This is a genomic window from Gemmiger formicilis (genome assembly GCF_016901605.1).
Lineage (GTDB): Bacteria > Bacillota > Clostridia > Oscillospirales > Ruminococcaceae > Gemmiger > Gemmiger formicilis_B.
On sequence record NZ_JACJKP010000022.1, the window covers coordinates 1 to 22665 of the forward strand.

Below are 22665 nucleotides of genomic sequence, written 5' to 3' on the forward strand. Positions count from 1 at the left end.
CGGGCAGCCCGGCCGGTCTTCCAGGTGACAAAAGCCGGGTAGATTTCGGCCACCATGGTCTGTTTGGCACCAAAGCCGCCGCCGATGCGGGGTTTTTCCACATGAATTTTGGATTTGGGGATATCCAGCGCAATGGCCAGGATACGCCGCAGATGGAACACGATCTGGGTGGAGCTGATCACGTGCAGCCGCCCGTAGGGGTCGATCTCGGTATAGGTGCGGAAGGTTTCCATCATGGCCTGCTGGCAGGGCTTGGTATGCCACACATGGTCGATGACCACATCGCAGTCGGCCAGCACCGCTTCCACATCACCGTCGCCGCAGGTCTCGCTGGCGCAGAGGTTGCGCTTGTTGTCAGCGCCTACCGGGCAGAGGGCCTCCCAGTTTTCCTCGGGGTGGACCAGCACCGGGTTATCCTTGGCCGTGTGGGGGTCCAGCACAGCAGGCAGCACTTCATAGTCCACCTTGATGAGTTTCATGGCCTTGTCCACGGCTTTTTCGGTTTCGCCGGCCAGAATGGCCACCGCATCCCCCACAAAGCGTACCCGCCGGTCCAGGATCAGGCGGTCATGGGGCGACGGTTCGGGATAGGTCTGGCCCGCGTTTGTATACCGCTTGTCGGGCACATCCTTATACGTAAAAATGGCCACCATACCGGGGACCTTCATGGCAATGTCGGTATTGATGGAACGGATCAGCGCATGGGCATGGGGGCTGCGCAGCACCTTGACCACCAGGCAGTCACGGGGCGTGACATCCTCCACAAAAGCGGGTTTGCCCAGCAGCAGGTTCATGGCATCCTTTTTGCGCGCAGGTCTGCCGACGGTTTTCAGTTCAGCCACGTTCCTTCTCCTCCTTTGCCTGGTTGCGGGCGTTCAAAAACGCCCGGATGCCGCGCAGCTGGCCTTCGTAGCCGGAACAGCGGCAGAGATTGCCTGCCAGATAGGCGCGGATCTCATCGTCCGTGGGGTCGGGGTTTTCCCGCAGCAGGGCGATGGTATTCATCACATAGCCGGGGTTGCAGAAACCGCACTGCTCCGCGCCCTGATCGGCAATAAAGCTGACAAATTCCTGGGCTTCCGCCTGCAGGCCTTCCAGCGTCTGGACCTCATGGCCCGCAGCCCGTGCCGCCAGCACCGAGCAGGACAGCACCGGCTTGCCGTCCAGCAAAACCGTGCAAAGCCCGCAGTTGGAAGTTTCGCAGCCGCGCTTCACGCTGGTGCAGCCATGGGCGCGCACAAAGTCCAGCAACAGGGTGTCGGCGTCGATGCTGTCCCGCACCGGACGGCCGTTGAGTTTGAGTTGGATCTCCATTATGCATCCTCCTTACAGGCAAGCAGGGCGCGGCGCACCAGCACCTTGCAGATGGCGCGGCGATAATCCGCCCCGGCGCGCAGATTGCTGCCAAAGGCGGCTTCGGCGGCAACACTGCCGGCGAAGGCTTCGGCGGTTTCGGGGGTGATGCCGCCCGCCAGCAGCGCCGGGTTGCCCTGATAAAGCTGTGCCTTCATGGGGCGGGCGCCTACGGCGCAGCGCACACCGTCCTGACGGACCGCCACGGCACAGGTCAGCACCGGGAAGTCGGTGGAAATATTGCGCTGGGCCAGGTAGGCCACGGTGCCCGGCTGTTTGGGCACCACAATATGGGTCAGGATGTCCCGTTCATAGGGACGGGCCGCATACTCGGCCAGCGGCACCCGGCCGCCGTGGTGCAGTTCCACCGCCGCATCCAGCGCCAGGAACAGCGTCAGCACGTCCGAAAAGCCAAAGCGTCCGTAGATGCTGCCGCCCACCGTGGCCAGGTTGCGGAACTGCACGCCCACAATATGACGGACACTTTCCGCCATGGCGCCGCGGGTGTATGCGGCCAGTTCCCGGTTCTGTTCCAGCTGGCGCAGGGTGACCATGGCACCGATGCGGAATTCGTCGGGTGTTTCTTCAATGGTATCCAGGCCCAGGTCGCTCAGGTCGATGGCCGTGTCCACCGTGCGGTTCTGGGTCTTGAGCCACAGCATACCGCCCAGCACCACATTGGCCCGTTTCTGGCACAAGGTATAGGCTTCGTCCAGGCTTTGTGCCCGCACGTATTGCTTGATCGTCAGCAAGGTGGGTACCTCCTCCACTAAAATGGCTGTGTTTGGTTTCAGTATAGCATGGAAGCGCGCAAAGAGAAAGCCCCGCCGGGGCAGCGGGGCGAAAATTTTCCAAAGAAACTCAGGCCTGCTTTTCTGCTTCCACAGCCTCTTTGGGGGCATCTTTGGGCAGCAGAACATTCAGCAGGATGGCAACAAAGGCCGCGGGCACAATACCGGAACCGCCAAAGATCAGCTGGACCAGCTGGGGCAGACCGGCCAGCACGGCGGTGTTGGAACCCATACCGTAGCCCAGGCCCAGCGCCACAGACACAATGGTCATGTTGCGGGGGGTGAGCTTATCGCTGGTAATGAGCTGGATACCGCTCATAACGATGGACGAGAACATGATGACCGCCGCACCGCCCAGCACGCTCTGGGGCATGATGGAAACCAGCGCCGCCAGCTTGGGCAGCAGGCCGCACAGCACCAGGAACACGGCGCCGAAAGCCAGCGCCGTACGGTTGACGATCTTGGTCATGGTGACCAGGCCCACGTTCTGGCTGAAGCTGGTGTTGGGCAGCACGCCGAAGAACGCAGCAAAGGTGGAACCCAGGCCGTCACAGATGATGCCGCCGGACAGTTCCTTGTCGGTGGCTTCACGGCCCATGCCGCCCTCGGTCACGCCGGAGATGTCGCCCACGGTCTCGACAGCGGTAACAATGAACATGACCGCCACCGGCAGGATGGCCCGCAGGTCAAACACCGGCTTGACCGGCATAAGCTGGGGCACCGCAAACCAGGAAGCTTCCGCCACCTTGTTCCAGTTGAGCACCCACGCTTTGGTATACTCCACGCCGTCGGCCGTTACGCCGGTGGGAGAAAGGAAGAACGGCAGCACAGCGCAGATGATGTATCCGCAAACGATGCCGATGAGGATGCAGGAAGAGCTGGCCATGCCCTTGGCACCGTGCTTGAACACCAGAATGATGATCATAACAGCCAGTGCGATGAGCAGGTTTTCCAGCGAGCCGTAGTCTTTGGCAGAGCTGCCGCCGCCGAAAGAAGCCACGCCCACGCTGATCAGGGAAAGACCGATGGACATAACCACGGTGCCGGTGACCACCGCCGGGAAGAAGCGGCGCAGGGGTTTGAGGAAGGCGCCCAGCACCGTCTCAAACAAACCGCCCACGATGGAAGCGCCCATAATGGCGCCATAGCTCAGAATACCGCCGCCCATGATCTGGTTGACGCTCTGGAATACACCGATAAAACCGGAACTGGTGCCCATGATGATGGGAACCTGGCCGCCAATGGGGCCTACCGAGAACAGCTGTACCAGGGTAACGATGCCCGCCACCAGCATAGCGTTCTGGAGCAGGGCCACCTGGATCTGGGCGAACTCCTCGGCACCGCCGCCCGCCGCACAGGCACTGGTGATGATCAGAATGGGGGTCAGGTTGCCCACGAACATGGCCAGCACGTGCTGCAGGCCCAGGGGCACCGCCTGACGCCAGGGCAGTTTTCCCTTAAAATCGTAAGGGGTCACATAGCCCTGTGACTCTTTTTGTTGGATCTCCTCTTTCATATACTTGCCGCCTTTCTTCCGACAGGTTGAATTGTGTTTTTCCGGCAGGTTTTCCCCAAAACATGCGGTAAAAGGATAAACATCTCTCTATTATAGCAATAGAAGGATGTTTTCTGTCAATATCAGACCCATAGCGTCCCGGCAAATCCAGCAAAACAACAAAAATCCTGCGGGAAAGCCATCCGGATTTTGCACACTATCCACCACAGTTTTCCTGCATGGTACAGAACAACTGCCCCGGCTGCGGTCCCGGGACCACCTGCAGCCCCGGATACAGCGGTTTCAATGCCTGTTGTATGGCCGGGACACCGTCCCCGGGGTGCAGCGCGCCGCACAGCTGCCCCGCCTGCATCAGCAGCAGCCGGTCACAGTAGCGCAAAGCCAGCGCCGGGTCATGCAGCACAATAAGCGCCGCTTTATTGCGGTCCCGCACCCAGCGGCGCAGCACCGCAAACAGCCGGTGGGTGTTGGCAAAATCCAGCGCACTGTTGGGTTCATCCAGCAGCAGCACCGGTGTGTCCTGCACAGCCACCCGGCACAGGTGTATCAGCTGTCGCTGTCCTTCGCTGAGTGCCGCAGCATCGGTATCCAGCAGAGATTCCACCCCGAACATCCGGGCTGTGTCCTGCACCCGCCGGGCATCGCCGGGAGCCGGGCCGCCAAAGATACCGCTGTGGGCATAGCGGCCCATGGCAATGATTTCCCGCACCGTAAGGCCGGGCAGCACTCCCATGCGCTGGGGCAACACCGCCAGGCAGCGTGCCCTGCGGCGCGCCGTCATGGCCAGGCAATCCCGCCCGCAGACCTGCACAGTCCCTTCAAAAACCTTGCCGCTGCCGCTGATCCCCCGCAGCAGGGTGGATTTTCCGCAGCCGTTGGGCCCCAACAGGGCTGTGATCTGCCCGGCCTGCAGCGCCAGCGATGCTTCCCGCACCACCGGGCGGCCATAACCGACCGTCAGGCTGTTGACCTCAAGCAGCATCTTCCTGCCCCCTTCCGCCTACCAGCAAAGCTGCCAGCACCGGTGCCGCAAACAGCACGGTAAAAATGCTCAGCGGCAGTTCGGCCCCCTGCCCCGCGCTGCGGGCCAGCAGGTCGGCAGCCAGCATCAAATCGGCCGCCACCAGCGCACACAGCGGCAAAAACGCCCCGCCGCGGCGGCGCAGCAGTCTGTAGGCAATATGGGGGGCGATCAACCCCACAAAAGAGATCACCCCGGCCACGCTGACCACGGCCGCTACCATCAGCGTGGTCAGCGCCAGCAGCAGTACCCGCCAGCGGCCCGGTTCCAGGCCGGATGCCCGGGCGCTTTCTTCCCCCAGGGAGAGCAGCGCCACCTGCCGGCGGAACAGCAATACCAGAACCAAGCCCACCAGCACCGGGGGTGCCATCACCGTCAGCTTTGCCAGCGTAATGGCGGACAGGCTGCCCATGGTCCAATACTCAATGGCGGCCAATTCCCGCTCGGGGTCGGCCAAAGTTTTCAACAGCATGACGCCCGCTTCCGCCAAAGCGCTGACCAGAATACCTGCCAGCACATAGGTAGCGGTCCGGTCCGCCCGTGCCGCACGCACCAGGGCCAGCACCGCCGCCAGACTGGCCATGCCGCAGACAAAGGCGCCGCCCATGATCTGCACGGCACTGCCCGCCCCCAGCACAATGGCCGCGGCAGCCCCCAAAGAGGCACCGCCCGCCACGCCGGTCAGGTCCGGGGACGCCAGCGGATTGCGGAAAATCGTCTGATACACGCCGCCCGCAGCCCCCAGTGCCAGCCCTGCCAGCACCGCCGCCCCGGTACGGGGCAGGCGCAAGGTGAAAAAGACCCGTGCTTCCATGGTATCCCGCAGGCCGCCCCCCAGCAGGGTACAGATTTGACCCAGACTAAGCGGAAATGTGCCCACGCACACCGACGCAGCTGCCAGCAAAACCAGCAGCGCAAGCACCAGAAGGGTGCACAGACGGGTGCGTGAGCACATAGAGAAGATTCCTTTCGGTATATTTTTTCAAAAATATACAATATGTTATTTCGTGATCAGGGAAGAGTCCGGCGTAAAGCCGTAGAAAGTCTGGTAGAATTCCTGGGCGTCGGCGGTGAACTCCTCAAAAGAATAGGCATCGGGATGCAGCACGCTGGTGAGCCACAGCACGCCCAGCACTCCGGAAGGCGTGGGAGAATCCCACTCGTCCAGCCCCTGGGGCATGGTGTAAACGGCACCGTTTTTCACGGCGGGCAGGTCCGCCAGCTGGGCATCGCCCAACACATCCGCAGCCGTGTAGTCGGCTCCAGAGGGAATCACCAGCACATCAGGTGCCAGGCTGAGCAGCGTTTCGTAAGAGACCTCGGCCCAGTAATCTTCCTCGATATCGGCCGCGGCATTCACGCCGCCTGCCTGTTCGATCAGATCATTCTGGTACATGGCGGCCGGGGCCACGGTCAGGTAGCTGCCGTTGCCCAGCATGCAAACGTTGGGCTTTTCCAGGTCCTGGGTCAATGCGGCTGCGGTTTCCAGTTTTTCGTGGGTATACTGGATCAGCGCTTCGGCCTGTTCCTCGGCCCCGCAGGCCTGCCCGATGAGGGACAGCATGGTTTCCAGCCCTTCCTGGGTTTCGGGGTCCACTACCATGACGGTAATGCCCAGATCTTCCAGCGTCTGGGCGTTGTCCATCAGCTTTTTGGGCATAATGACCAGATCAGGGTCCAGCGAAGCGACCGCTTCCACGTTCAATTCTTTCAGCGTCCCCACCTGGGTCAGTTCGGGCAGTTCCGGGGCCGCCAGCGCATAGAGGGCACGGGTATCGGCCTTGTTTTCCAGACCGACGATCTTATCTTTCTGGCCCAAGGCGATCACCGCATAGGTGGTGATGTAATAGCAACTGACGATGCTCTCGGCAGGCTGTTCCAGCGTAACGGTGCGGCCAGCCTGGTCGGTAAAGGTGATACCGGCGGTTTCGGCGGTGGCTTCCGCCGGGGCGGACGCTGCTTCCGAAGAAGCGGTACTTTCCGGCGACGCCTGCGACGATACTGCCGACGACGCCGTTGCGCCGCAGGCTGCCAGGGTAACGGCCATTGCAGCCGCCAACACCAGCGCGGTGAATTTTTGCATAAAACGGGGTTTCATTCCATCTTCCTCCTTCTGTGTCAGCCATGCAAGGCTCACCACGTTATTCTAGCACAAGAATAACGCGATGTCAAAAGAAGTCGTACTATGTCGGTCGTTTTTTCAAAACTCCGCAAACTGCCGCGCAAATTCTTCATGGGCTGCATGTTCGCCTGCCCACTGCACCGCACGGTAGCGGGCCAGCAGGTCCCAGGCGCGGGGCGTCAGCAGGCAGCCGCCGCCCCCGGCACCGCCGCCCTTGCGCTCCACCATGGCAAAGCCCCACTGGGCTTCCAGATTGCCCAGCATCTTCCACGCCTTGGAGTATGCCATGCCCATGGCGGCAGCGGCTTTGTGCAGCGACCCGGTGCGCCCCACCAGTTCCAGCAGCTGCAGCGGACCGGGGCCGAAACACTTTTCCTCCCGGAAAAGCCGCACACTCACCCCCGGATGGAGGCAGACCGGCAGTGTCTGGGCCAGCCGGGCACGCACCGTTTCGGGAGATTCGGCGTCCAGGTCGATCTGCACCGCGCCGGGCCATGCGCGCAGGGCGTTGAGATGCGGCAGGTCTTCCCGTTTTACGGTAAGCACTACGGTGCGGGGACCGGCCAGCAGTTCGGTCAGCATATCCAGATAGCCGGTGCAGTTGCGTTCAAAACGCCCCACCTCATCCACCAGCACCGTCCGGGCGTGGCTGTTTATGGCGGCCTGCAGTACCTCGGTACCGAAAGTTTCAAAGGTCCGGGGAATCCCGCACACCCGGCCGTTTTCCTCCCGGCTGATGGGAACCATCCGCCCGGTGGTCAGATCCTGCATGGAAAACAGCGGTCCGGCTTCGCATCGCCCGGTACACAGGGTACGCAGACCGGCCACCGGCTGGGGCAGGCGGCGGCACAGCCAGGCTGCCAGCGTTGTTTTGCCGCTGCAGGGGCGGCCTGTCAATATATAAGGTACAGCCATGGCAAAGTTCCTTTCTGCGGAAGAGTTTCCCGGGCCATTGTACCACAAAGGGGGCCGTGGTGCAAAACCGCCCCATACTTGACGGACTAACGTCAAACGGTGTATCATACAAATAGTAGCAAGGCACGATGGCGTGTTCGCACAGGATGTACTGCGCGGGCACGCTTTGTTTTTTGCCGCCAAACCACCGTCTTGCGGGGCGGTCCAAGGGAGAGAGACACCACCATGATGGACGCCATTGTCAATTTCATCAACGTGACCAACCAGTGGGTGTGGGCCTGGCCTACCATGCTGCTGTTGCTGGGCACCCACCTGTTCATGACTGTACGCACCCGGGGCATCCAGCGCAAACTGCTGACAGCCATTCGCCTGTCGGTCAGCCGGGACCCGGATGCCGAGGGAGAAGTTTCCCAGTTTGCCACCCTGACCACGGCACTGGCTTCCACCATCGGCACCGGCAACATCATCGGTGTGGGCACCTCCATTGCCCTGGGCGGCCCGGGCGCCGTATTCTGGTGCTGGATCACCGGCATTTTCGGCATTGCCACCAAGTATGCCGAATCGCTGATTGCCGTGAAATACCGGGTCAAAACCAAGGACGGCCGGATGCAGGGCGGCGCCATGTACGCCCTGGAACGGGGGCTTCACCTGAAATGGCTGGGCATCCTGTTTGCCCTGTTCGGCACGCTGGCTTCCTTCGGCATCGGCTGCGCCACCCAGGTCAACGCCATCTCCACCGTCTGCCAGGCCAACCTGGGCATCCCCCCCTGGGTGGTGGGCGTTGTGGTGGCCGGTCTGACCGCATTGGTCATCTTTGGCGGCATCCAGAGCATTGCCAATGTATGCGAAAAGCTGGTTCCCTTTATGGCAGCCTTTTACATTCTGGGCTGCCTGGGCATCCTGTTCTACAACCGTGACTACCTGTGGGCCGCAGTGACCACCATTCTGCGGCTGGCTTTTACCCCCGGCGCGGCGGCCGGCGGCCTGACCGGCGGCGGCATTATGCTGGCCATGCGCTACGGCATGGCCCGGGGCCTGTTCTCCAACGAATCGGGCATGGGTTCAGCCCCCATTGTGGCGGCTGCTGCCCAGACCCGCAACCCGGTGCGTCAGGCACTGGTATCCTCCAGCGGTACCTTTTGGGACACCGTGGTGGTCTGCCTGATGACCGGCCTGGTGCTGGTATCCAGCATTATGAAAAACCCCGCCATCGATATGGGCGCCATTTCGGACGGCGGCATCCTGACCACCCTGGCCTTTGACCAGATCCCCGTATTGGGACCGGTCATTCTGGTGGTGGGGATCATTTCCTTCGCTTTTTCCACCGTATTGGGCTGGTCCTATTACGGTGAGCGCTGCCTGGAATATCTGGTAGGCAGCAAAGGGCAGGTATTCTACCGCATCGTATACGTGGCGGTGGCGGCCATCTCCCCCGTGGTGGCACTGAATCTGGTATGGACTGTGGCTGACACCCTGAACGCCTTAATGGCTATTCCCAACCTGATTGCCGTATTGCTGCTGTCCGGTGTGGTGGTACGGGAGACCGACCTTTACCTCAACGACCTGGATAAACGCTGCGAGGACGCCGTTCCCGTGGTGGATCGCTGATTTTTCTGTTTTTGTCCGGCAGGGCATCGCTTCGCGGTGCCCTGCCTTTTTTGCGTCTTTATACGGTCTTAATGTCAGCGCCGGGATATTTATGCTTTCTTAAACATAGAACGCCTATAATGAGAAAACCAAAATCATCTATAATCGGAGGCGTTTCCATGGCAGGTTTTCGCCCGCCGCGGCTGACCACCTTCCAGACCATCATTCTGCTGTTCGCAGCGGTGATCCTGGGTGGCAGTTTGCTGCTGATGTTGCCTGTTTCCTCACAGGATTTTTCCGTAACCCCCTTTAACCAGGCGCTGTTCACCGCCACATCCGCCGTCTGTGTGACCGGCCTGGTGGTGCAGGACACCGCTACCCACTGGTCGATTTTCGGTCAGGCCGTCATCATGGTGCTGATCCAGATCGGCGGCATGGGTGTCATTACGGTGGCGGCCTTTTTCTCGCTGTTGTCGGGGCGCAAGATCTCACTGATGCAGCGCGGCACCATGCAGGAAGCCATCGCCGCCCCCAAGGTAGGCGGCATCGTACGGCTGACCGGGTTCATCATCAAGGCTTCGCTGTGCATCGAAGCGCTGGGCGCGGCCTGTATGCTGCCGGTATTCTGCCGGGATTACGGGCTGCGGGGTATCTGGATGGCGGTTTTCCACTCGGTTTCCGCTTTCTGCAACGCAGGTTTTGACCTGCTGGGCACCCCGGATGCCCAATACCCTTCCCTGACCTCCTACCGAGCCGAACCCATCATCAACCTGACCATCATGGCCCTGATCGTGGTGGGCGGCATCGGCTTTTTGACCTGGGATGATATCCGTGCCAACAAGCTGCATCTGCACCGCTACCGTATGCAGAGTAAGGTGATCCTGTCCACCACGGCATTGTTGATCGTCCTGCCTGCCATCTGGTTCTATTTCGGGGAATTCTCCGCCCTGTCGGGCAAAGAGCGGCTGCTGGCCTCTTTGTTCCAGTCCGTCACTCCCCGTACCGCCGGTTTCAACACAGCCGATCTGACCGCCCTTTCCGGCGTAGGACAGGGGCTGACCATTATGCTCATGCTGATCGGCGGTTCCCCCGGGTCCACTGCCGGCGGTATGAAAACCACCACCGCTGCCGTGCTGTTTGCCAACGCCATTGCGGTATTTCAGCGCCGCAGCGAGCCCCATTTCTTTGGGCGCCGTATCGACAACAAAGCGGTGTGCAGCGCTTCCACCGTCTGCTTTATGTACCTGACCCTGTTTTTGGGCGGCGGTTTTGTGATCAGCGCTGTAGAGAAACTGCCCCTGTCCGCCTGCCTGTTTGAAACCGCTTCGGCAGTGGGTACCGTGGGGCTTTCGCTGGGGTTGACTCCCTCGCTGGGGCTGCTCTCCCAGGGGATTCTCATTGCCTTAATGTTCATTGGCCGCGTAGGCGGCCTGACGCTGATTTATGCGGCGCTGTCCGGTTTTTCCAAAACAGCCAGCCGTCTGCCGCAGGAGCGCATCACCGTCGGCTGACGGGAAAGGAAGAGGAATATGAAATCATTTTTGTTGATTGGCCTGGGCCGCTTTGGACGGCACATTGCCATGGAACTGAACGAACAGGGCCACCAGATCATGGCCGTGGACGAAAACGAAGACCGGGTCAACGAGGTACTGGACATTGTGACCAACGCCCAGATTGGCGACAGCACCAACGCAGACTTTCTCAAAGCGCTGGGTGTACGCAACTTCGACGTCTGCATCGTAGCCATCAGCGGGGATTTCCAGAGTTCGCTGGAAACCACCTCCCTGCTGAAAGAACTGGGCGCCCAGCTGGTCGTTTCCCGCGCGGAACGGGATGTGCAGGCCAAATTCTTGCTGCGCAACGGCGCGGATGAAATCCTGTACCCCGAAAAACAGCTGGCAAAATGGGCGGCTGTGCGCTATGGTTCCAACCATCTGGTGGACTACATTGAACTGGACGCCAACAACGCCATTATGGAAGTGCCCGCATCGGAACACTGGGCCGGCAAAACGGTGGGTGACATCGACATCCGCAAAAAGTACGGCATCAACCTGCTGGGCATCAAGCAGAACGGCGCCATTGATGTGAATATCTCTTCCAACACGGTGCTGCCCGCCGAGGGCACGCTGCTGGTCCTGGGTGAATACCGGTCCATCAAGCGCTGCTTCCATCTGTAACGGAAAGAGGGCTATCCCTGTGAGAGATTTTCTGCTGGCTTTGGGTATGCTGGCAGCAGGCGGATTCGGCTGGTTTGTCTGCTGCCGTCTGGATGACTTTTTGCTGCAAATCCGCCAGGACCGGGACCCTTTGCGGTTCCATCACCGCCGCCCCTGAACCCCCTGCTGGTATTGCGGGGCGTTGTGTGGTATGATACCAGACAGGAGGCGGTAGCAGTATGGCACAACAAACACAGCCCCATGACCTGCGCGCACAGATGATCCCCCGCTGGCAGGATCTGCTGGTCACAGCCCTGATCCTGGCCGCCGGCACGGTCATCGGCAATATATTCTGGCAGTTTGCCTTTACCAAGGCAAACATCATTTCGGTATTCGTTCTGGGAACGCTGCTCACTTCCCTGTTCACCAAAAGCTATTTTTGCGGGGTGTTCAGTTCGGTGGCCAGCGTTCTGCTCTTCAACTTCTTTTTCACAGAGCCGCGCCTGACGCTGCATGCGTATGAAAAAGGCTACCCCTTTACCATCGCCATCATGCTCATCGTCTCCATCATCACGGTGACGCTGGCTATACAGAACATCCGCAATATCGAGGAGAAAGAACGTGCCGCCCTGCTGGCCAAAAACGAACAGCTGCGGGCCGATCTGCTGCGGGCCATCTCCCATGATCTGCGCACACCGCTGACTTCCATCTCCGGCAACGCGGCCAATCTGCTGGCCAACGATGCCAAACTGGACGAGGAAGCCCGGCACCAGATCGCCCTGGATATCTACGATGACTCCATCTGGCTGATCAATCTGGTGGAGAATCTGCTTTCCATCACCCGCATCGAGGACGGGCGGATGAATCTGCGGCTTTCCACCGAACTGGTGGGCGAAGTCATTGAGGAAGCGCTGCGCCACACCAACCGCCAGAACTGCCGGCACAACATCCGGGTGGACCTGCCCGACGAACTGCTGCTGGCACGGATGGACGCCCGGCTGATCGTGCAGGTGCTTATCAATCTGGTGGACAACGCCATCAAATATACGCCCGACGGTTCCACCATCACCGTAGCGGCACGGCAGCAGGATCATTTTGCCGTCCTCTCGGTAACGGATGACGGCCCCGGCATCGCGCCCGCCAGACAGGCCCATGTGTTTGAGATGTTTTATACCGGCGAACATAAAGTCGCCGACAGCCGCCGCAGCCTGGGGCTGGGACTGGCGCTTTGCAAGGGCATTGTGGACGCCCACGGCGGCACCATCACATTGACCGACAACACACCGCACGGGTGCGTGTTCACCTTTACGGTGCCGCTGGGGGAGGTAACATTACATGAATAAACCGCTGATTCTGGTGGTGGAGGACGATGCCCCCATCCGCAACCTGATGACCACCACCCTGAAAACCCACGACTACCGCTACCTGGTAGCGGATTGCGGCGAAGCCGCCCTGCGGGAAGCCGCCACCAGCAACCCCGACATTATGCTGCTGGACCTGGGCCTGCCCGATTTGGACGGCGTGGAAGTGATCCGCCGGGTGCGCAGCTGGTCCGATATGCCCATCATCGTCATCAGCGCCCGCAGCGAGGACGCCGACAAGATCGAAGCACTGGATTCCGGTGCCGACGATTACCTGACCAAGCCCTTCTCGGTGGAAGAATTGCTGGCCCGCCTGCGGGTGACCCAGCGCCGGCTGGCCGCCATGCACACCAGCGGCAGCCCGGTATTCACCAACGGCCAGCTGACCATCGACTTTGCAGCCGGCTGCGCTTTTTTGGACGGCAAGGAACTGCACCTGACCCCCATTGAATACAAGCTGCTCTGCCTGATGGCCCACAACTGCGGCAAAGTCCTGACCCACACCTACATCACCCAGAAAGTATGGGGCACCAGCTGGGAAAACGACGTGGCTTCCCTGCGGGTGTTCATGGCCACTTTGCGCAAAAAGCTGGAGTCCGCCCCCGGTTCCCCCCAGTACATCCAGACCCACATCGGTGTGGGTTACCGCATGATGAAGATCGAATAAATGCACAACAACCGCTTTCCCGCTGTGGGAAGGCGGTTGTTTTTGTTTTCGCCCACCGGAGCAAAACCACCAAAATCAACCGCCGCAGTTTGTGGCTTATGTAGATTTTGGGGCAGCGCTCCGGACCTTTTCTTGCAGTTTCAAGAAGAACGTATGATCAATATGAGGATCATCGGCGGCGGTGTTTTGAGCCGCCGCTATTGCCGCACAACAAAGCAATGACCGCACGCCGACTTTTGTTTCGGAGTTGAATCCTGGCCGCAGGAATGGTATGATAGAACGGTATGATTCCTTTGAGATCAGGGAGGCACCCGCATGCAAAACCCCAATCAGGCCATGCCCGTCTGTGAGATCATGGGCGTCCGCATTGCCGTAACCGATATGGAAACCACCGTGCGCCGGATCGAAGAACATCTGGATGACTGGCGCGGCGAATATATCTGTGTAGCCAATGTACACACCACCGTGACCGCCCACGACGACCCCAGCTACCGCGCCGTACAAAACGGTGCTGTGATGGCGCTGCCCGACGGCGGGCCGCTTTCTCAGTACAGCCGCCGCAAAGGCTTTGCCCAGGCCGCCCGGGTCACCGGCCCCGACCTGATGAAAGAAATGCTGCGGGAAAGTGCCCAAAAACATTACCGCCACTACTTCTACGGTTCCACCCAGGAAACATTGGATATTCTGCGGGAGAAAATCACCCGGAATTATCCCGGCGCCGTCATTGCCGGGATGGTGTCTCCCCCTTTCCGCCCCCTGACCGAGGAGGAGGACGCAGCTGCCGTAGCCGCCATCAATGAAGCCCGCCCGGATTTTGTCTGGGTTGGCCTGGGCGCCCCCAAACAGGAACGATGGATGGCCGCCCACCAGGGCCGGGTCCATGCCCTGATGCTGGGCGTAGGCGCAGCCTTTGACTATGAGGCAGGCAACATTCGCCGCGCTCCCTGCTGGATGCAGCGCTGCAACCTGGAATGGCTGTATCGCCTGCTTCAGGACCCCAAACGACTGTTCAAACGCTATTTTGTCACCAACACCAAATTCCTTTGGTGGACCTGGCGCCATTAAACACAAAACCCCGGAGCCTCCTTGCGGACGCTCCGGGGTTTATTTCTTATGGATTATTCCTCGGTGAAGGAATCCTTACCAAGGCCGCAGACCGGGCAGACCCAATCAGCGGGAACATCTTCCCAGGCAGTGCCGGGGGCGATGCCATTGTCGGGATCACCGACGGCGGGATCATACTCATAGCCACAGGGGCAAACATACTTTTTCATAAGAAAACGCTCCTTTTATAACGTATTTTTCAGAAATTCAGTGGAAAAACTCAGGCTTTCCACAGGCCGTGCAGGTTGCAGTAGGCGTAAACGGCCACAACCTCGTCGCCTTCGGTCAGGGCGAAATCAGCCTTGGGGGCCTCGCCGGGCTTCAGGTGCTTGATCTGGCTGCCCTGCTTGGTCTGCAGAGAGATCCAGGTGATATAGTGAGCATCCAGCATCGGGTGCTCCACGCTGCCCACGGTCACATGCACGACGCCATTGTCCACGGTGTACACCGGAATGTGTTTTTCATGGGCGGCTTCCACGGTGCCGGGCACCAGCGGGGTCATCTTCTGGCCGCAGCAGAATACGGGGACACCCTTGTCCTCCACCATCGTGATGATATTGCCGCAGTGCTCACAGATAAAGTATTTCAGTTCCATAGCTTGCCTCCTTAGGTTTGCTCTTTATTCTTAAAAAATGATAGTTTGTTTTGTGCAGACCGTGCTCCCGATCTGTGCTTTTATTATATCATACTATTTTGGTTTGTAAAGGGCTTTTTTAGGATTTATTATTAATTTTTTGATTTTCTCTGTTTTCCACATGTCTGTCGACAAAAAGTTGACGTGCCTGTACCGATACCGTATAATGAAAACCAGACGATTCCCCATAAACAAAGGAATTTCGAAGATTGGAGGGGTCCCTGTATTGAAAACCACCCGTCTGATTGTTATGCTGACCTACCAGGACCGTACGGTCCCTAACGCGGCAGACCTCTTTGCCCAGTGCCGCAACACACCGGCCGAATACTGGGGCTTTAAGGAGGAAGGCCTTTCCCTGCCCGCCATGCGTGAACTGTTTGCCCAAATGAAGGCTTGCGGCAAAAAGACCGCGCTGGAAGTGGTGGCCTACACCGAGGAGGAAGGATTGCGCGGTGCCCGGATGGCCGCCGATTGCGGCTGTGACCTGTTGATGGGCACCGTCTATTCGGATGCCATTCTGAATTTCTGCCGCACCCACGGCATGCAATACATGCCCTTTGTAGGCCGGGTGACCGGCCGTCCTTCGGTGCTGGAAGGCACCCCCGATGAGATGATCCGCCAGGCAGAGGACTGCCTGCGCAAGGGCGTCTTTGGCTTTGATCTGCTGGGGTACCGCTACACCGGCGACAAAACTGATCTGATCCGCCGGTTTGTGGCCGCTGTGGATGCCCCGGTCTGTGTGGCAGGCAGCGTTGACAGCTACCAGCGCCTGGACGAGATCAAATCCATAGGCCCCTGGGCCTTTACCATCGGCAGCGCTTTCTTCCAACAGAAATTCGGTCCTGATTTTGCCGGGCAGATCGAGACTGTCTGCCGGTATCTGGACCACCCGGAGGAGGGCGCACCATGCTGCTGAACCGTTTTTATCCCTGGGAAACGGCAGACAGCGTCTTTTCCATTGACTACGAAAAGCTCTACCGACTGGGCTATCGTGGTATTCTGTTCGACATTGACAACACACTGGTCCTGCATGGGGCCGATTCCAACGAAGAAGTGGATGCGCTGTTCCGCCGCCTTCATAGTATGGGCCTGCAAACGCTGCTCCTTTCCAACAACAGCGAGGAACGCATCCTGCGGTTTCTGGCCCACATTGAATCCCCCTATATTGCGGAAGCCGACAAACCGGCGCCCGCCGCCTACCTGCAGGCGGTAAAGACGCTGGGGCTTTCCCGGGAGCAGACCATCGTCATTGGGGACCAGCTGTTCACCGACGTGTACGGTGCCAACCGCGCCGGGCTGGCCAGCATCCGGGTGGACTTTTTGCGCCATCCCGGGGAACGGCATTTTGGCAAACGGCGGGCCGCCGAAAACCTGGTCCTGTGGTTCTGGCGGCACAGCCCTGCCTGGAAACGGTTGGGCGGCATTGTGAAGTAGAAAAGAGGAGAACTTACATGCCCACAAAAAAGCGCAAACTGTTTTGTGAAATGAACCCGGTCTTTTATGCCATTGCCGAGCAGAAGGAGATTCTGCGGCGGCACATCCGCAATCTGCGGAGCCATGAGCATTTTGCCGAAACCGTGGACACCACGCCCCTGCCCAATCTGGTCTGGGAGCAGAAGGTCCACATGATCCGCCGGGCCCCGGGGGTCAACCTACAGCATCAGCTGAACAAAGCGGTCAACATCGGGTTGGCCGGTTCCAAAATCAACGGTCTGATCATCCGCCCGGGCGAGACCTTTTCTTTCTGGCATACAGTGGGCAAAGTCACCCGCCGGCGCGGTTATAAGGACGGACGGGTCATCGCCCATGGTCGGCTTGTCGCCGACATCGGCGGCGGATTGTGCAATCTTTCCCACACGCTGCATCTGCTGGTACTGCACAGTCCCCTGACCGTGACCGAGTTCCACGCCCACTCCGATGCGCTGGCCCCCGACGAAGGGCCGCGTGTCCCCTTCAGTGCCGGAACATCCATCTGTTACAACTACGTGGATTTCCGATTCCGCAACACCACCGACCAGAAAGTGCAGTTGCTGGTCCGCTGCGAGGGCGAGGAGTTGATTGCCCAGCTGCGCAGCGAGCAGCCTTTCCCCTGGACGTATGAAATCGTGGAGGAGGACCACCATTTTGCCCGGGAGGAGGACGGTTATTACCGGATCTCCCGCATTTACCGCAACATTCTGGACAAGCAGACCGGAAACGTTGTGGGCAAAGAGCTGGTCCGGGACAACCACTCCAAAGTCATGTTTGACGAAAGCCTGATTCCCCCGGAACTGATTCGTTCCTGAACGCCCGTACCGGGCCTGCCGCACCCAACGGCAGGCCCTTTTCTGTTGGTTGGGGCTCCCCATCCCCTTGCTTTTATGGTATACTGGGGAGCGAAAATGAAATGTGCAAGCGGAGGCAACTATGGCCAAACAGACCGGGGAATCACCCCGCAAACAGATATGTGTGGGGCTTCTGGCCCATGTGGACAGCGGCAAGACCACGCTGGCCGAAGGAATGCTCTATCGCGCAGGGGTGCTGCGCAAGTTGGGGCGGGTGGATCACCGGGATGCGTTTCTGGACACCGACGCCCAGGAACGCGCCCGGGGCATTACGATTTTTGCCAAGCAGGCAGTCCTCACATTGCCCGCCGGTCCCGACGCCGAGGAAACGGAACTGACCCTGCTGGACACCCCCGGTCACGTGGATTTTTCTGCCGAAGCGGAGCGCGCCCTGCAGGTACTGGACTACGCGGTATTGGTCATCAGCGGCACCGACGGCGTACAGGCCCACACCGAAACTCTCTGGAAGCTGTTGGCCCGCTACCGGGTACCCACCTTTGTATTTGTAAACAAGATGGACCTGCCGGGGGCGGATGCCGCGGTGCGCCTGCGGGAACTGCGGGGACGCTTTGGGGACGGTTGTGTGGATTTCACCGGTGAGCCGGATGCCGAAGCACTGGCCCTGTGCAGCGAACCGCTGATGGAGGAAGTGCTGGCCGACGGCGCCCCACAGCATGATACCCTGATCACTGCCATTGCGCGGCGGCAGGTATTTCCCTGCTTTTTCGGCGCGGCACTGCGGCTGGACGGCATCGACCGCCTGCTGCAGGGACTGCAGACCCTGACCCGGATGCCGCCGGTCTGGCCGGAATTTGGCGCCCGGGTGTTCAAGGTCAGTCAGGACGAGACCGGCACCCGGCTGACCTGGCTGAAAGTGACCGGCGGTCAGCTGCCGGTAAAAGCGGTTCTGCCGGGCGGAGAAAAGGCCGACGCACTGCGGCTGTATAACGGCAGCAAATTCCGGCTGGTAAGTGTGGCCACTCCCGGCATGGTCGTAGCGGTGGCAGGACCTTCTGCCACCCGTCCGGGCCAAGGCCTGGGGGCCGAGGCAGACGCCGAAGCACCCCTGCTGGAACCGGTGCTGAACTACCGGGCCGACTGCCCCGACGCAGACCCCCACACCCTGCTGAAAGCCCTGCAGACCCTGGAACAGGAGGACCCGCAGCTGCATGTAGCCTGGCGGGATGACCTGGCCGAAGTGCATGTGCAGCTGATGGGCGAAGTCCAGTTGGAGATCTTACAGACCCTGCTGCAAAGCCGTTTTGGGTTGCATGTCACTTTCAGCGAAGGCGGTATTCTGTATAAAGAGACCATCACCGCCGCCGTGGAAGGCATTGGCCACTATGAGCCGCTGCGCCATTATGCGGAGGTGCATCTGCTGCTGGAACCGGGTCCCCGGGGCAGCGGCGTACAGCTGGCGGCGGATTGCCCGCCGGACAGTCTGGCAGAAAACTGGCAGCGGCTGGTACTCACCCACCTGGCAGAGCGGACCCACCCCGGTGTTCTGACCGGTGCGCCGCTCACCGACGTAAAAATCACCCTGGCGGCAGGCCGTGCCCACCTGAAACACACCGAGGGCGGCGATTTCCGGCAGGCCACCTACCGCGCGGTACGGCAGGGCCTGCGCACTGCCCAGAGCAAAAACGCCGTACAGCTGCTGGAACCCTGGTATGATTTCACACTGGAAGTACCTGCCGACGCCATTGGCCGCGCCATGGCTGATATCCAGCGGATGTGCGGCACCTTTGACCCGCCCGAAACGCTGGGCGATACTGCCCGGCTGACCGGACGATTGCCGGTAGCCACCTCCCGCGGGTACGCCCGGGAGATTGCATCCTACACCCACGGCCTGGGCCGCTGGGCGGTTCTGCCTGCGGGGTACGATGCCTGCCACAACGCCGAGGAGGTCATTGCAGCCGCCGGGTACGACGCCGATGCCGACGTGGAAAATCCCGCCGATTCGGTGTTCTGTTCTCACGGCGCCGGGTACAATGTAAAGTGGGACGAAGTGCCTGCCAAAGCCCATGTGGACAACGGGCTGGCACGACGGCTGGCGCCGGCCGGCCAGCCCGAGCCTGAGGAGGACGGCGACGGTACCGCCCGGCGCCGCCGGGCGGACGCCTACCGCGGCACACTGGAACAGGATAAGGAACTGCTTGCCATTTTTGAGCGCACTTACGGCAAGATCCGCCACCGCGGCAAAAACGGCACCGACGCCAAAAAGGCCGCCCGGGCGGCCCTGCACACCACCCCCGCCGCCGCGGCCCCGGCCAAGCCCCAGCCTACCGGGCCGGATTACCTGCTGGTGGACGGGTACAACGTGATTTTTGCCTGGGAGGACCTGCACCGCATCGCCCAGGAAAATCTGGACGCAGCGCGCCGCCGTCTGATGGATATTCTGTGCAATTATGCCGGATATAAACGCTGCATCCCCATTCTGGTATTTGATGCTTACAAAGTGCGGGGCGGCGTGCGGGAAGTGGAAAAATACCACAACCTGTATGTGGTCTACACCAAGGAGGCCGAAACCGCCGATATGTACATTGAACGTGCCACCCACGAGCTGGCCAAGGAGCGCCGCACCCGGGTGGTGAGCAGCGACGGTGCCGAACAGGTGATCGTACTGGGACACGGTGCCTTGCGGGTATCGGCCCGGGCCTTTGCCGAGGAAGTAGCCGCCATAGAAAAAGAAATCCGGGAATTTTTACAGCAATAAAAAACAGGCATCCGCCTTGCGGCGGGTGCCTGTTGGTTTTTATGGGGATGTACGGGGATCAGACGATGCCCTGGCTCATCATGGCGGAGGCGATCTTCAGGAAGCCTGCGATGTTGGCGCCGGCCACCAGGTTGCCCTTGCAGCCGTATTCCTCGGCAGCATCGGCAGCAGCCTTGTAGATGTTGACCATGATGTTGTGCAGACGCTCGTCCACTTCCTCAAAGGTCCAGCCCAGACGCAGAGAGTTCTGGCTCATTTCCAGACCGGAGGTGGCTACGCCGCCGGCGTTGGATGCCTTGGCGGGAGCAAACAGCACGTTGTTGGCCTGCAGGTAGGCAATGGCATCCGGGGTGGAGGGCATGTTGGCACCTTCCGCCACGGCGTAGCAGCCGTTGGCCACCAGAGCCTTGGCGCCTTCCAGGGGCAGCTCGTTCTGGGTGGCGCAGGGCAGGGCGATGTCGCAGGGGACAGTCCAGATGCCCTGGCTGCCTTCCACGTACTTGGCAGTGGGAACGTAATCCAGGTAGGTCTTGATGCGGGCGCGCTTGACCTCCTTAATTTCCTTCATGACCTTGTAGTCAATGCCGTTTTCGTCCACGATGTAGCCGTTGGAGTCGCTCATGGCAATGACCTTGCCGCCCAGCTGGGTAGCCTTCTGGTTGGCGTAGATGGCCACGTTGCCGGAACCGGAAATGACCACCTTGGCCCCCTCGAAGCTCTTGCCGTTGGCTTTCAGCATCTCATCGGCAAAGTAGCACAGGCCGTAGCCGGTAGCCTCGGTACGGGCGAGAGAGCCGCCGAAGGGAATGCCCTTGCCGGTCAGCACGCCGGTAAACTCATTGCAGATGCGCTTGTACTGGCCGTACATATAGCCGACTTCGCGGCCGCCCACGCCGATATCACCGGCGGGCACGTCGGTGTCGGGACCGATGTGACGGTACAACTCGGTCATGAAGCTCTGGCAGAAACGCATGACCTCGGCATCAGACTTGCCGTGGGGGTCAAAGTCGGAACCGCCCTTGCCGCCGCCCATGGGCAGGCCGGTCAGGCTGTTCTTGAAGCACTGCTCAAAGCCCAGGAACTTGATGATGGACAGGTTAACACTGGGATGGAAGCGCAGGCCACCTTTGTAGGGACCGATGGCAGAGTTGAACTGCACACGGTAGCCGCGGTTGACCTGAACCTTGCCGTTGTCGTCCACCCAGGGCACGCGGAACATCACAACGCGCTCGGGTTCGACCATACGCTCGATCAGGCCGGCCTTCTCATACTCGGGATGAGCGGCGATGACCGGCTCCAGGCTTTCGAGGACTTCCTCCGCAGCCTGCAGGAATTCTTTCTGCTCGGGGTTGCGCTGGACCAGGCCTTCGTAGACGCCCTTGAGGTACTCATTTTTGATCGACATGGGAACACTCTCCTTTATACAATATTTCTCACCGGCTTTTATGTTATCACCAAATGGAAGCATTTTCAAGTTTTTTGTATATATTTTCAAAAATTTTGTCTGTTGTCAAGTACCAGCTGTTCCTCTGTCGTGTACACTTTATTTCTTTTCAACGTCCTACCGTTGTTACCGGTGTATAGTCGGTGCCCCCCTGCAAAAAGGCTTCGGCGTCGACGAGGCCGTAGACGTACTCCGAACCGTATTCGCCCTCCTGCTGTGCTGTCCGGACCAGAAAACGTCCGTCGTCAGTGAAGGCGGCGACACCCACAAGCCAGCCGGAAACGTCCTCGCCCTCCATCCTCTGCGTTATCTGGATAAGTTTTCCGCTTTGGGTATCCAGCATCCAGCCCAGGTTTTCGCCGTTGACATTGTCGGAGCCGCTGAGCCAGAGATACCGTCCCTGCTGTGCGGTGCAGTCCGGCAGGGCCGTCACCGTCACATTGGACAGCCGCATACTTTCCTCCGGGATGGGCCGCAGCAGGTCCTGCCACTGGCCGGTGGCGGTATCATAGACGCAGATGGCATTCCTTTGGATACCGCCGTTTTCCTGCGGCGTCTGGTCTTCAAAATAGAGTTTGCCGCCCAAAAGGCCGAAGAAATCCAGATTTCCGTTATTGGAGCCATCGTGAGGACGTTCCAGTATCTTGCTGCGTTCCCCGGTGGTGGGGTCCAGCCAGTCGTATTCCACCGTGGCGTTCTGCAATACCGCCTGGTAGGTGTCCCATCCTTCGGTGTTGTAGTTGGGCAGCGGCACCTCCGTAACAGTGTGGATGGTCAACAGGCGGTTTCCCTGCGCACCGACAATAGCTTCCTGCTGCGCCATGGGAAAGGTGGTGACGCTGCCATCCGCCAGGGAAATCCGATACCCGGTGGAATTGCCCACCGCAGGGTCCGGGATACAATAGCCGTACAGGGCCGCTCCGTCGCACCAGCCCACCATCACGTTGCGCAGGT

The 22665-nt window shown here is 60.0% G+C and carries 23 protein-coding genes; 11 read left to right on the plus strand and 12 right to left on the minus strand.

From position 1 onward, the window contains the following. The 8 genes from H6B10_RS03050 to H6B10_RS03085 all read right to left on the minus strand — a co-directional run. Positions 1-794, minus strand: a 794-nt coding sequence (locus tag H6B10_RS03050) for a xanthine dehydrogenase family protein molybdopterin-binding subunit (protein WP_243427233.1), incomplete at its 3' end; no start/stop codon positions are given. A gap of 40 nt (positions 795-834) precedes the next feature. Continuing rightward, on the minus strand, positions 835-1314 hold the full coding sequence (locus H6B10_RS03055; RefSeq protein ID WP_204649509.1) for a (2Fe-2S)-binding protein: 480 nt from the start codon (positions 1312-1314) through the stop codon (positions 835-837). Next, entirely contained in the window at positions 1314-2105 is a 792-nt protein-coding gene (locus H6B10_RS03060) for an FAD binding domain-containing protein (protein ID WP_204649510.1), read from the minus strand. The genes H6B10_RS03055 and H6B10_RS03060 overlap by 1 nt, the downstream gene beginning before the upstream one ends. A 109-nt stretch (positions 2106-2214) precedes the next feature. Then, positions 2215-3660 (minus strand): uracil-xanthine permease family protein, encoded by a 1446-nt coding sequence (locus tag H6B10_RS03065; RefSeq protein ID WP_204649512.1) that lies wholly within the window; start codon positions 3658-3660, stop codon positions 2215-2217. 196 nt (positions 3661-3856) lie between these two features. Continuing rightward, the gene (locus H6B10_RS03070) at positions 3857-4642 is read right to left on the minus strand and encodes an ABC transporter ATP-binding protein (RefSeq protein WP_204649514.1); all 786 of its coding nucleotides are present in this window, start codon (positions 4640-4642) and stop codon (positions 3857-3859) included. Next, a complete protein-coding gene (locus tag H6B10_RS03075) occupies positions 4632-5636 on the minus strand; it encodes a FecCD family ABC transporter permease (RefSeq protein WP_204649516.1) in 1005 nt (334 codons plus the stop codon). The genes H6B10_RS03070 and H6B10_RS03075 overlap by 11 nt, the downstream gene beginning before the upstream one ends. A gap of 45 nt (positions 5637-5681) precedes the next feature. After that, a complete protein-coding gene (locus tag H6B10_RS03080) occupies positions 5682-6779 on the minus strand; it encodes an ABC transporter substrate-binding protein (RefSeq protein WP_243427230.1) in 1098 nt (365 codons plus the stop codon). A 102-nt stretch (positions 6780-6881) separates the two neighbouring features. Continuing rightward, positions 6882-7718 carry a nucleoside-triphosphatase gene (locus H6B10_RS03085; RefSeq protein WP_204649518.1) on the minus strand — a complete coding sequence of 279 codons (837 nt, stop codon included), beginning with the start codon at positions 7716-7718 and terminating at the stop codon, positions 6882-6884. A gap of 228 nt (positions 7719-7946) precedes the next feature. On the opposite strand from H6B10_RS03085, the gene H6B10_RS03090 reads away from it, so the two are divergent. The 7 genes from H6B10_RS03090 (at position 7947) to H6B10_RS03120 (ending at position 14554) form a co-directional block, all read left to right on the plus strand. Beyond that, positions 7947-9326 (plus strand): alanine/glycine:cation symporter family protein, encoded by a 1380-nt coding sequence (locus H6B10_RS03090; protein ID WP_204649542.1) that lies wholly within the window; start codon positions 7947-7949, stop codon positions 9324-9326. 158 nt (positions 9327-9484) lie between these two features. Further along, positions 9485-10816: a TrkH family potassium uptake protein gene (locus H6B10_RS03095; protein WP_204649520.1), complete on the plus strand. Its 1332-nt coding sequence runs from the start codon at positions 9485-9487 to the stop codon at positions 10814-10816. A gap of 18 nt (positions 10817-10834) precedes the next feature. Further along, the gene (locus H6B10_RS03100) at positions 10835-11482 is read left to right on the plus strand and encodes a potassium channel family protein (protein ID WP_204649522.1); all 648 of its coding nucleotides are present in this window, start codon (positions 10835-10837) and stop codon (positions 11480-11482) included. Between the two features lie 19 nt (positions 11483-11501). Further along, a complete protein-coding gene (locus H6B10_RS03105; RefSeq protein ID WP_204649524.1) occupies positions 11502-11639 on the plus strand; it encodes a hypothetical protein in 138 nt (45 codons plus the stop codon). Positions 11640-11700: 61 nt separating this feature from the next. Then, a complete protein-coding gene (locus tag H6B10_RS03110) occupies positions 11701-12804 on the plus strand; it encodes a sensor histidine kinase (RefSeq protein WP_204649526.1) in 1104 nt (367 codons plus the stop codon). Then, positions 12797-13489: a response regulator gene (locus H6B10_RS03115; protein ID WP_204649528.1), complete on the plus strand. Its 693-nt coding sequence runs from the start codon at positions 12797-12799 to the stop codon at positions 13487-13489. The genes H6B10_RS03110 and H6B10_RS03115 overlap by 8 nt, the downstream gene beginning before the upstream one ends. A gap of 315 nt (positions 13490-13804) precedes the next feature. Then, a complete protein-coding gene (locus H6B10_RS03120; RefSeq protein ID WP_243427231.1) occupies positions 13805-14554 on the plus strand; it encodes a WecB/TagA/CpsF family glycosyltransferase in 750 nt (249 codons plus the stop codon). A gap of 53 nt (positions 14555-14607) precedes the next feature. Here H6B10_RS03120 and rd read toward each other — a convergent pair whose 3' ends face one another. Together rd and H6B10_RS03130 are read right to left on the minus strand one after the other, a co-directional pair. After that, complete coding sequence (rd, locus tag H6B10_RS03125) at positions 14608-14763, minus strand: rubredoxin (RefSeq protein WP_204649529.1); 156 nt, start codon at positions 14761-14763, stop codon at positions 14608-14610. A gap of 50 nt (positions 14764-14813) precedes the next feature. Next, positions 14814-15188 carry a desulfoferrodoxin family protein gene (locus tag H6B10_RS03130; RefSeq protein ID WP_204649530.1) on the minus strand — a complete coding sequence of 125 codons (375 nt, stop codon included), beginning with the start codon at positions 15186-15188 and terminating at the stop codon, positions 14814-14816. Positions 15189-15453: 265 nt separating this feature from the next. Here H6B10_RS03130 and H6B10_RS03135 point away from each other — a divergent pair, with 265 nt between their 5' ends. From H6B10_RS03135 to H6B10_RS03150, 4 genes are all read left to right on the plus strand, one after another. Continuing rightward, positions 15454-16143 (plus strand): hypothetical protein, encoded by a 690-nt coding sequence (locus tag H6B10_RS03135; protein ID WP_243427232.1) that lies wholly within the window; start codon positions 15454-15456, stop codon positions 16141-16143. Beyond that, on the plus strand, positions 16134-16661 hold the full coding sequence (locus H6B10_RS03140) for a YqeG family HAD IIIA-type phosphatase (protein WP_204649531.1): 528 nt from the start codon (positions 16134-16136) through the stop codon (positions 16659-16661). The genes H6B10_RS03135 and H6B10_RS03140 overlap by 10 nt, the downstream gene beginning before the upstream one ends. A gap of 17 nt (positions 16662-16678) precedes the next feature. Further along, positions 16679-17512 (plus strand): VanW family protein, encoded by an 834-nt coding sequence (locus H6B10_RS03145; protein WP_204649532.1) that lies wholly within the window; start codon positions 16679-16681, stop codon positions 17510-17512. Between the two features lie 121 nt (positions 17513-17633). Beyond that, positions 17634-20267: a translation factor GTPase family protein gene (locus H6B10_RS03150; RefSeq protein WP_204649533.1), complete on the plus strand. Its 2634-nt coding sequence runs from the start codon at positions 17634-17636 to the stop codon at positions 20265-20267. Between the two features lie 58 nt (positions 20268-20325). Here the strand turns inward: H6B10_RS03150 and gdhA are convergent, their stop codons facing one another. Next, positions 20326-21672: an NADP-specific glutamate dehydrogenase gene (gene gdhA, locus H6B10_RS03155; protein ID WP_204649534.1), complete on the minus strand. Its 1347-nt coding sequence runs from the start codon at positions 21670-21672 to the stop codon at positions 20326-20328. A gap of 148 nt (positions 21673-21820) precedes the next feature. Next, positions 21821-22665, minus strand: an 845-nt coding sequence (locus H6B10_RS03160) for a hypothetical protein (RefSeq protein WP_204649536.1), incomplete at its 5' end; no start/stop codon positions are given.

Coding starts and splice junctions, on each gene's coding strand:
- H6B10_RS03055 (WP_204649509.1), bottom strand. CDS start 1,314: ATGGAGATCCAACTCAAACTCAACGGCCGTCCGGTGCGGGACAGCATC.
- H6B10_RS03065 (WP_204649512.1), bottom strand. CDS start 3,660: ATGAAAGAGGAGATCCAACAAAAAGAGTCACAGGGCTATGTGACCCCT.
- H6B10_RS03070 (WP_204649514.1), bottom strand. CDS start 4,642: ATGCTGCTTGAGGTCAACAGCCTGACGGTCGGTTATGGCCGCCCGGTG.
- H6B10_RS03075 (WP_204649516.1), bottom strand. CDS start 5,636: ATGTGCTCACGCACCCGTCTGTGCACCCTTCTGGTGCTTGCGCTGCTG.
- H6B10_RS03080 (WP_243427230.1), bottom strand. CDS start 6,779: ATGAAACCCCGTTTTATGCAAAAATTCACCGCGCTGGTGTTGGCGGCT.
- H6B10_RS03085 (WP_204649518.1), bottom strand. CDS start 7,718: ATGGCTGTACCTTATATATTGACAGGCCGCCCCTGCAGCGGCAAAACA.
- H6B10_RS03090 (WP_204649542.1), top strand. CDS start 7,947: ATGGACGCCATTGTCAATTTCATCAACGTGACCAACCAGTGGGTGTGG.
- H6B10_RS03095 (WP_204649520.1), top strand. CDS start 9,485: ATGGCAGGTTTTCGCCCGCCGCGGCTGACCACCTTCCAGACCATCATT.
- H6B10_RS03100 (WP_204649522.1), top strand. CDS start 10,835: ATGAAATCATTTTTGTTGATTGGCCTGGGCCGCTTTGGACGGCACATT.
- H6B10_RS03110 (WP_204649526.1), top strand. CDS start 11,701: ATGGCACAACAAACACAGCCCCATGACCTGCGCGCACAGATGATCCCC.
- H6B10_RS03115 (WP_204649528.1), top strand. CDS start 12,797: ATGAATAAACCGCTGATTCTGGTGGTGGAGGACGATGCCCCCATCCGC.
- H6B10_RS03120 (WP_243427231.1), top strand. CDS start 13,805: ATGCAAAACCCCAATCAGGCCATGCCCGTCTGTGAGATCATGGGCGTC.
- rd (WP_204649529.1), bottom strand. CDS start 14,763: ATGAAAAAGTATGTTTGCCCCTGTGGCTATGAGTATGATCCCGCCGTC.
- H6B10_RS03130 (WP_204649530.1), bottom strand. CDS start 15,188: ATGGAACTGAAATACTTTATCTGTGAGCACTGCGGCAATATCATCACG.
- H6B10_RS03140 (WP_204649531.1), top strand. CDS start 16,134: ATGCTGCTGAACCGTTTTTATCCCTGGGAAACGGCAGACAGCGTCTTT.
- H6B10_RS03145 (WP_204649532.1), top strand. CDS start 16,679: ATGCCCACAAAAAAGCGCAAACTGTTTTGTGAAATGAACCCGGTCTTT.
- H6B10_RS03150 (WP_204649533.1), top strand. CDS start 17,634: ATGGCCAAACAGACCGGGGAATCACCCCGCAAACAGATATGTGTGGGG.
- gdhA (WP_204649534.1), bottom strand. CDS start 21,672: ATGTCGATCAAAAATGAGTACCTCAAGGGCGTCTACGAAGGCCTGGTC.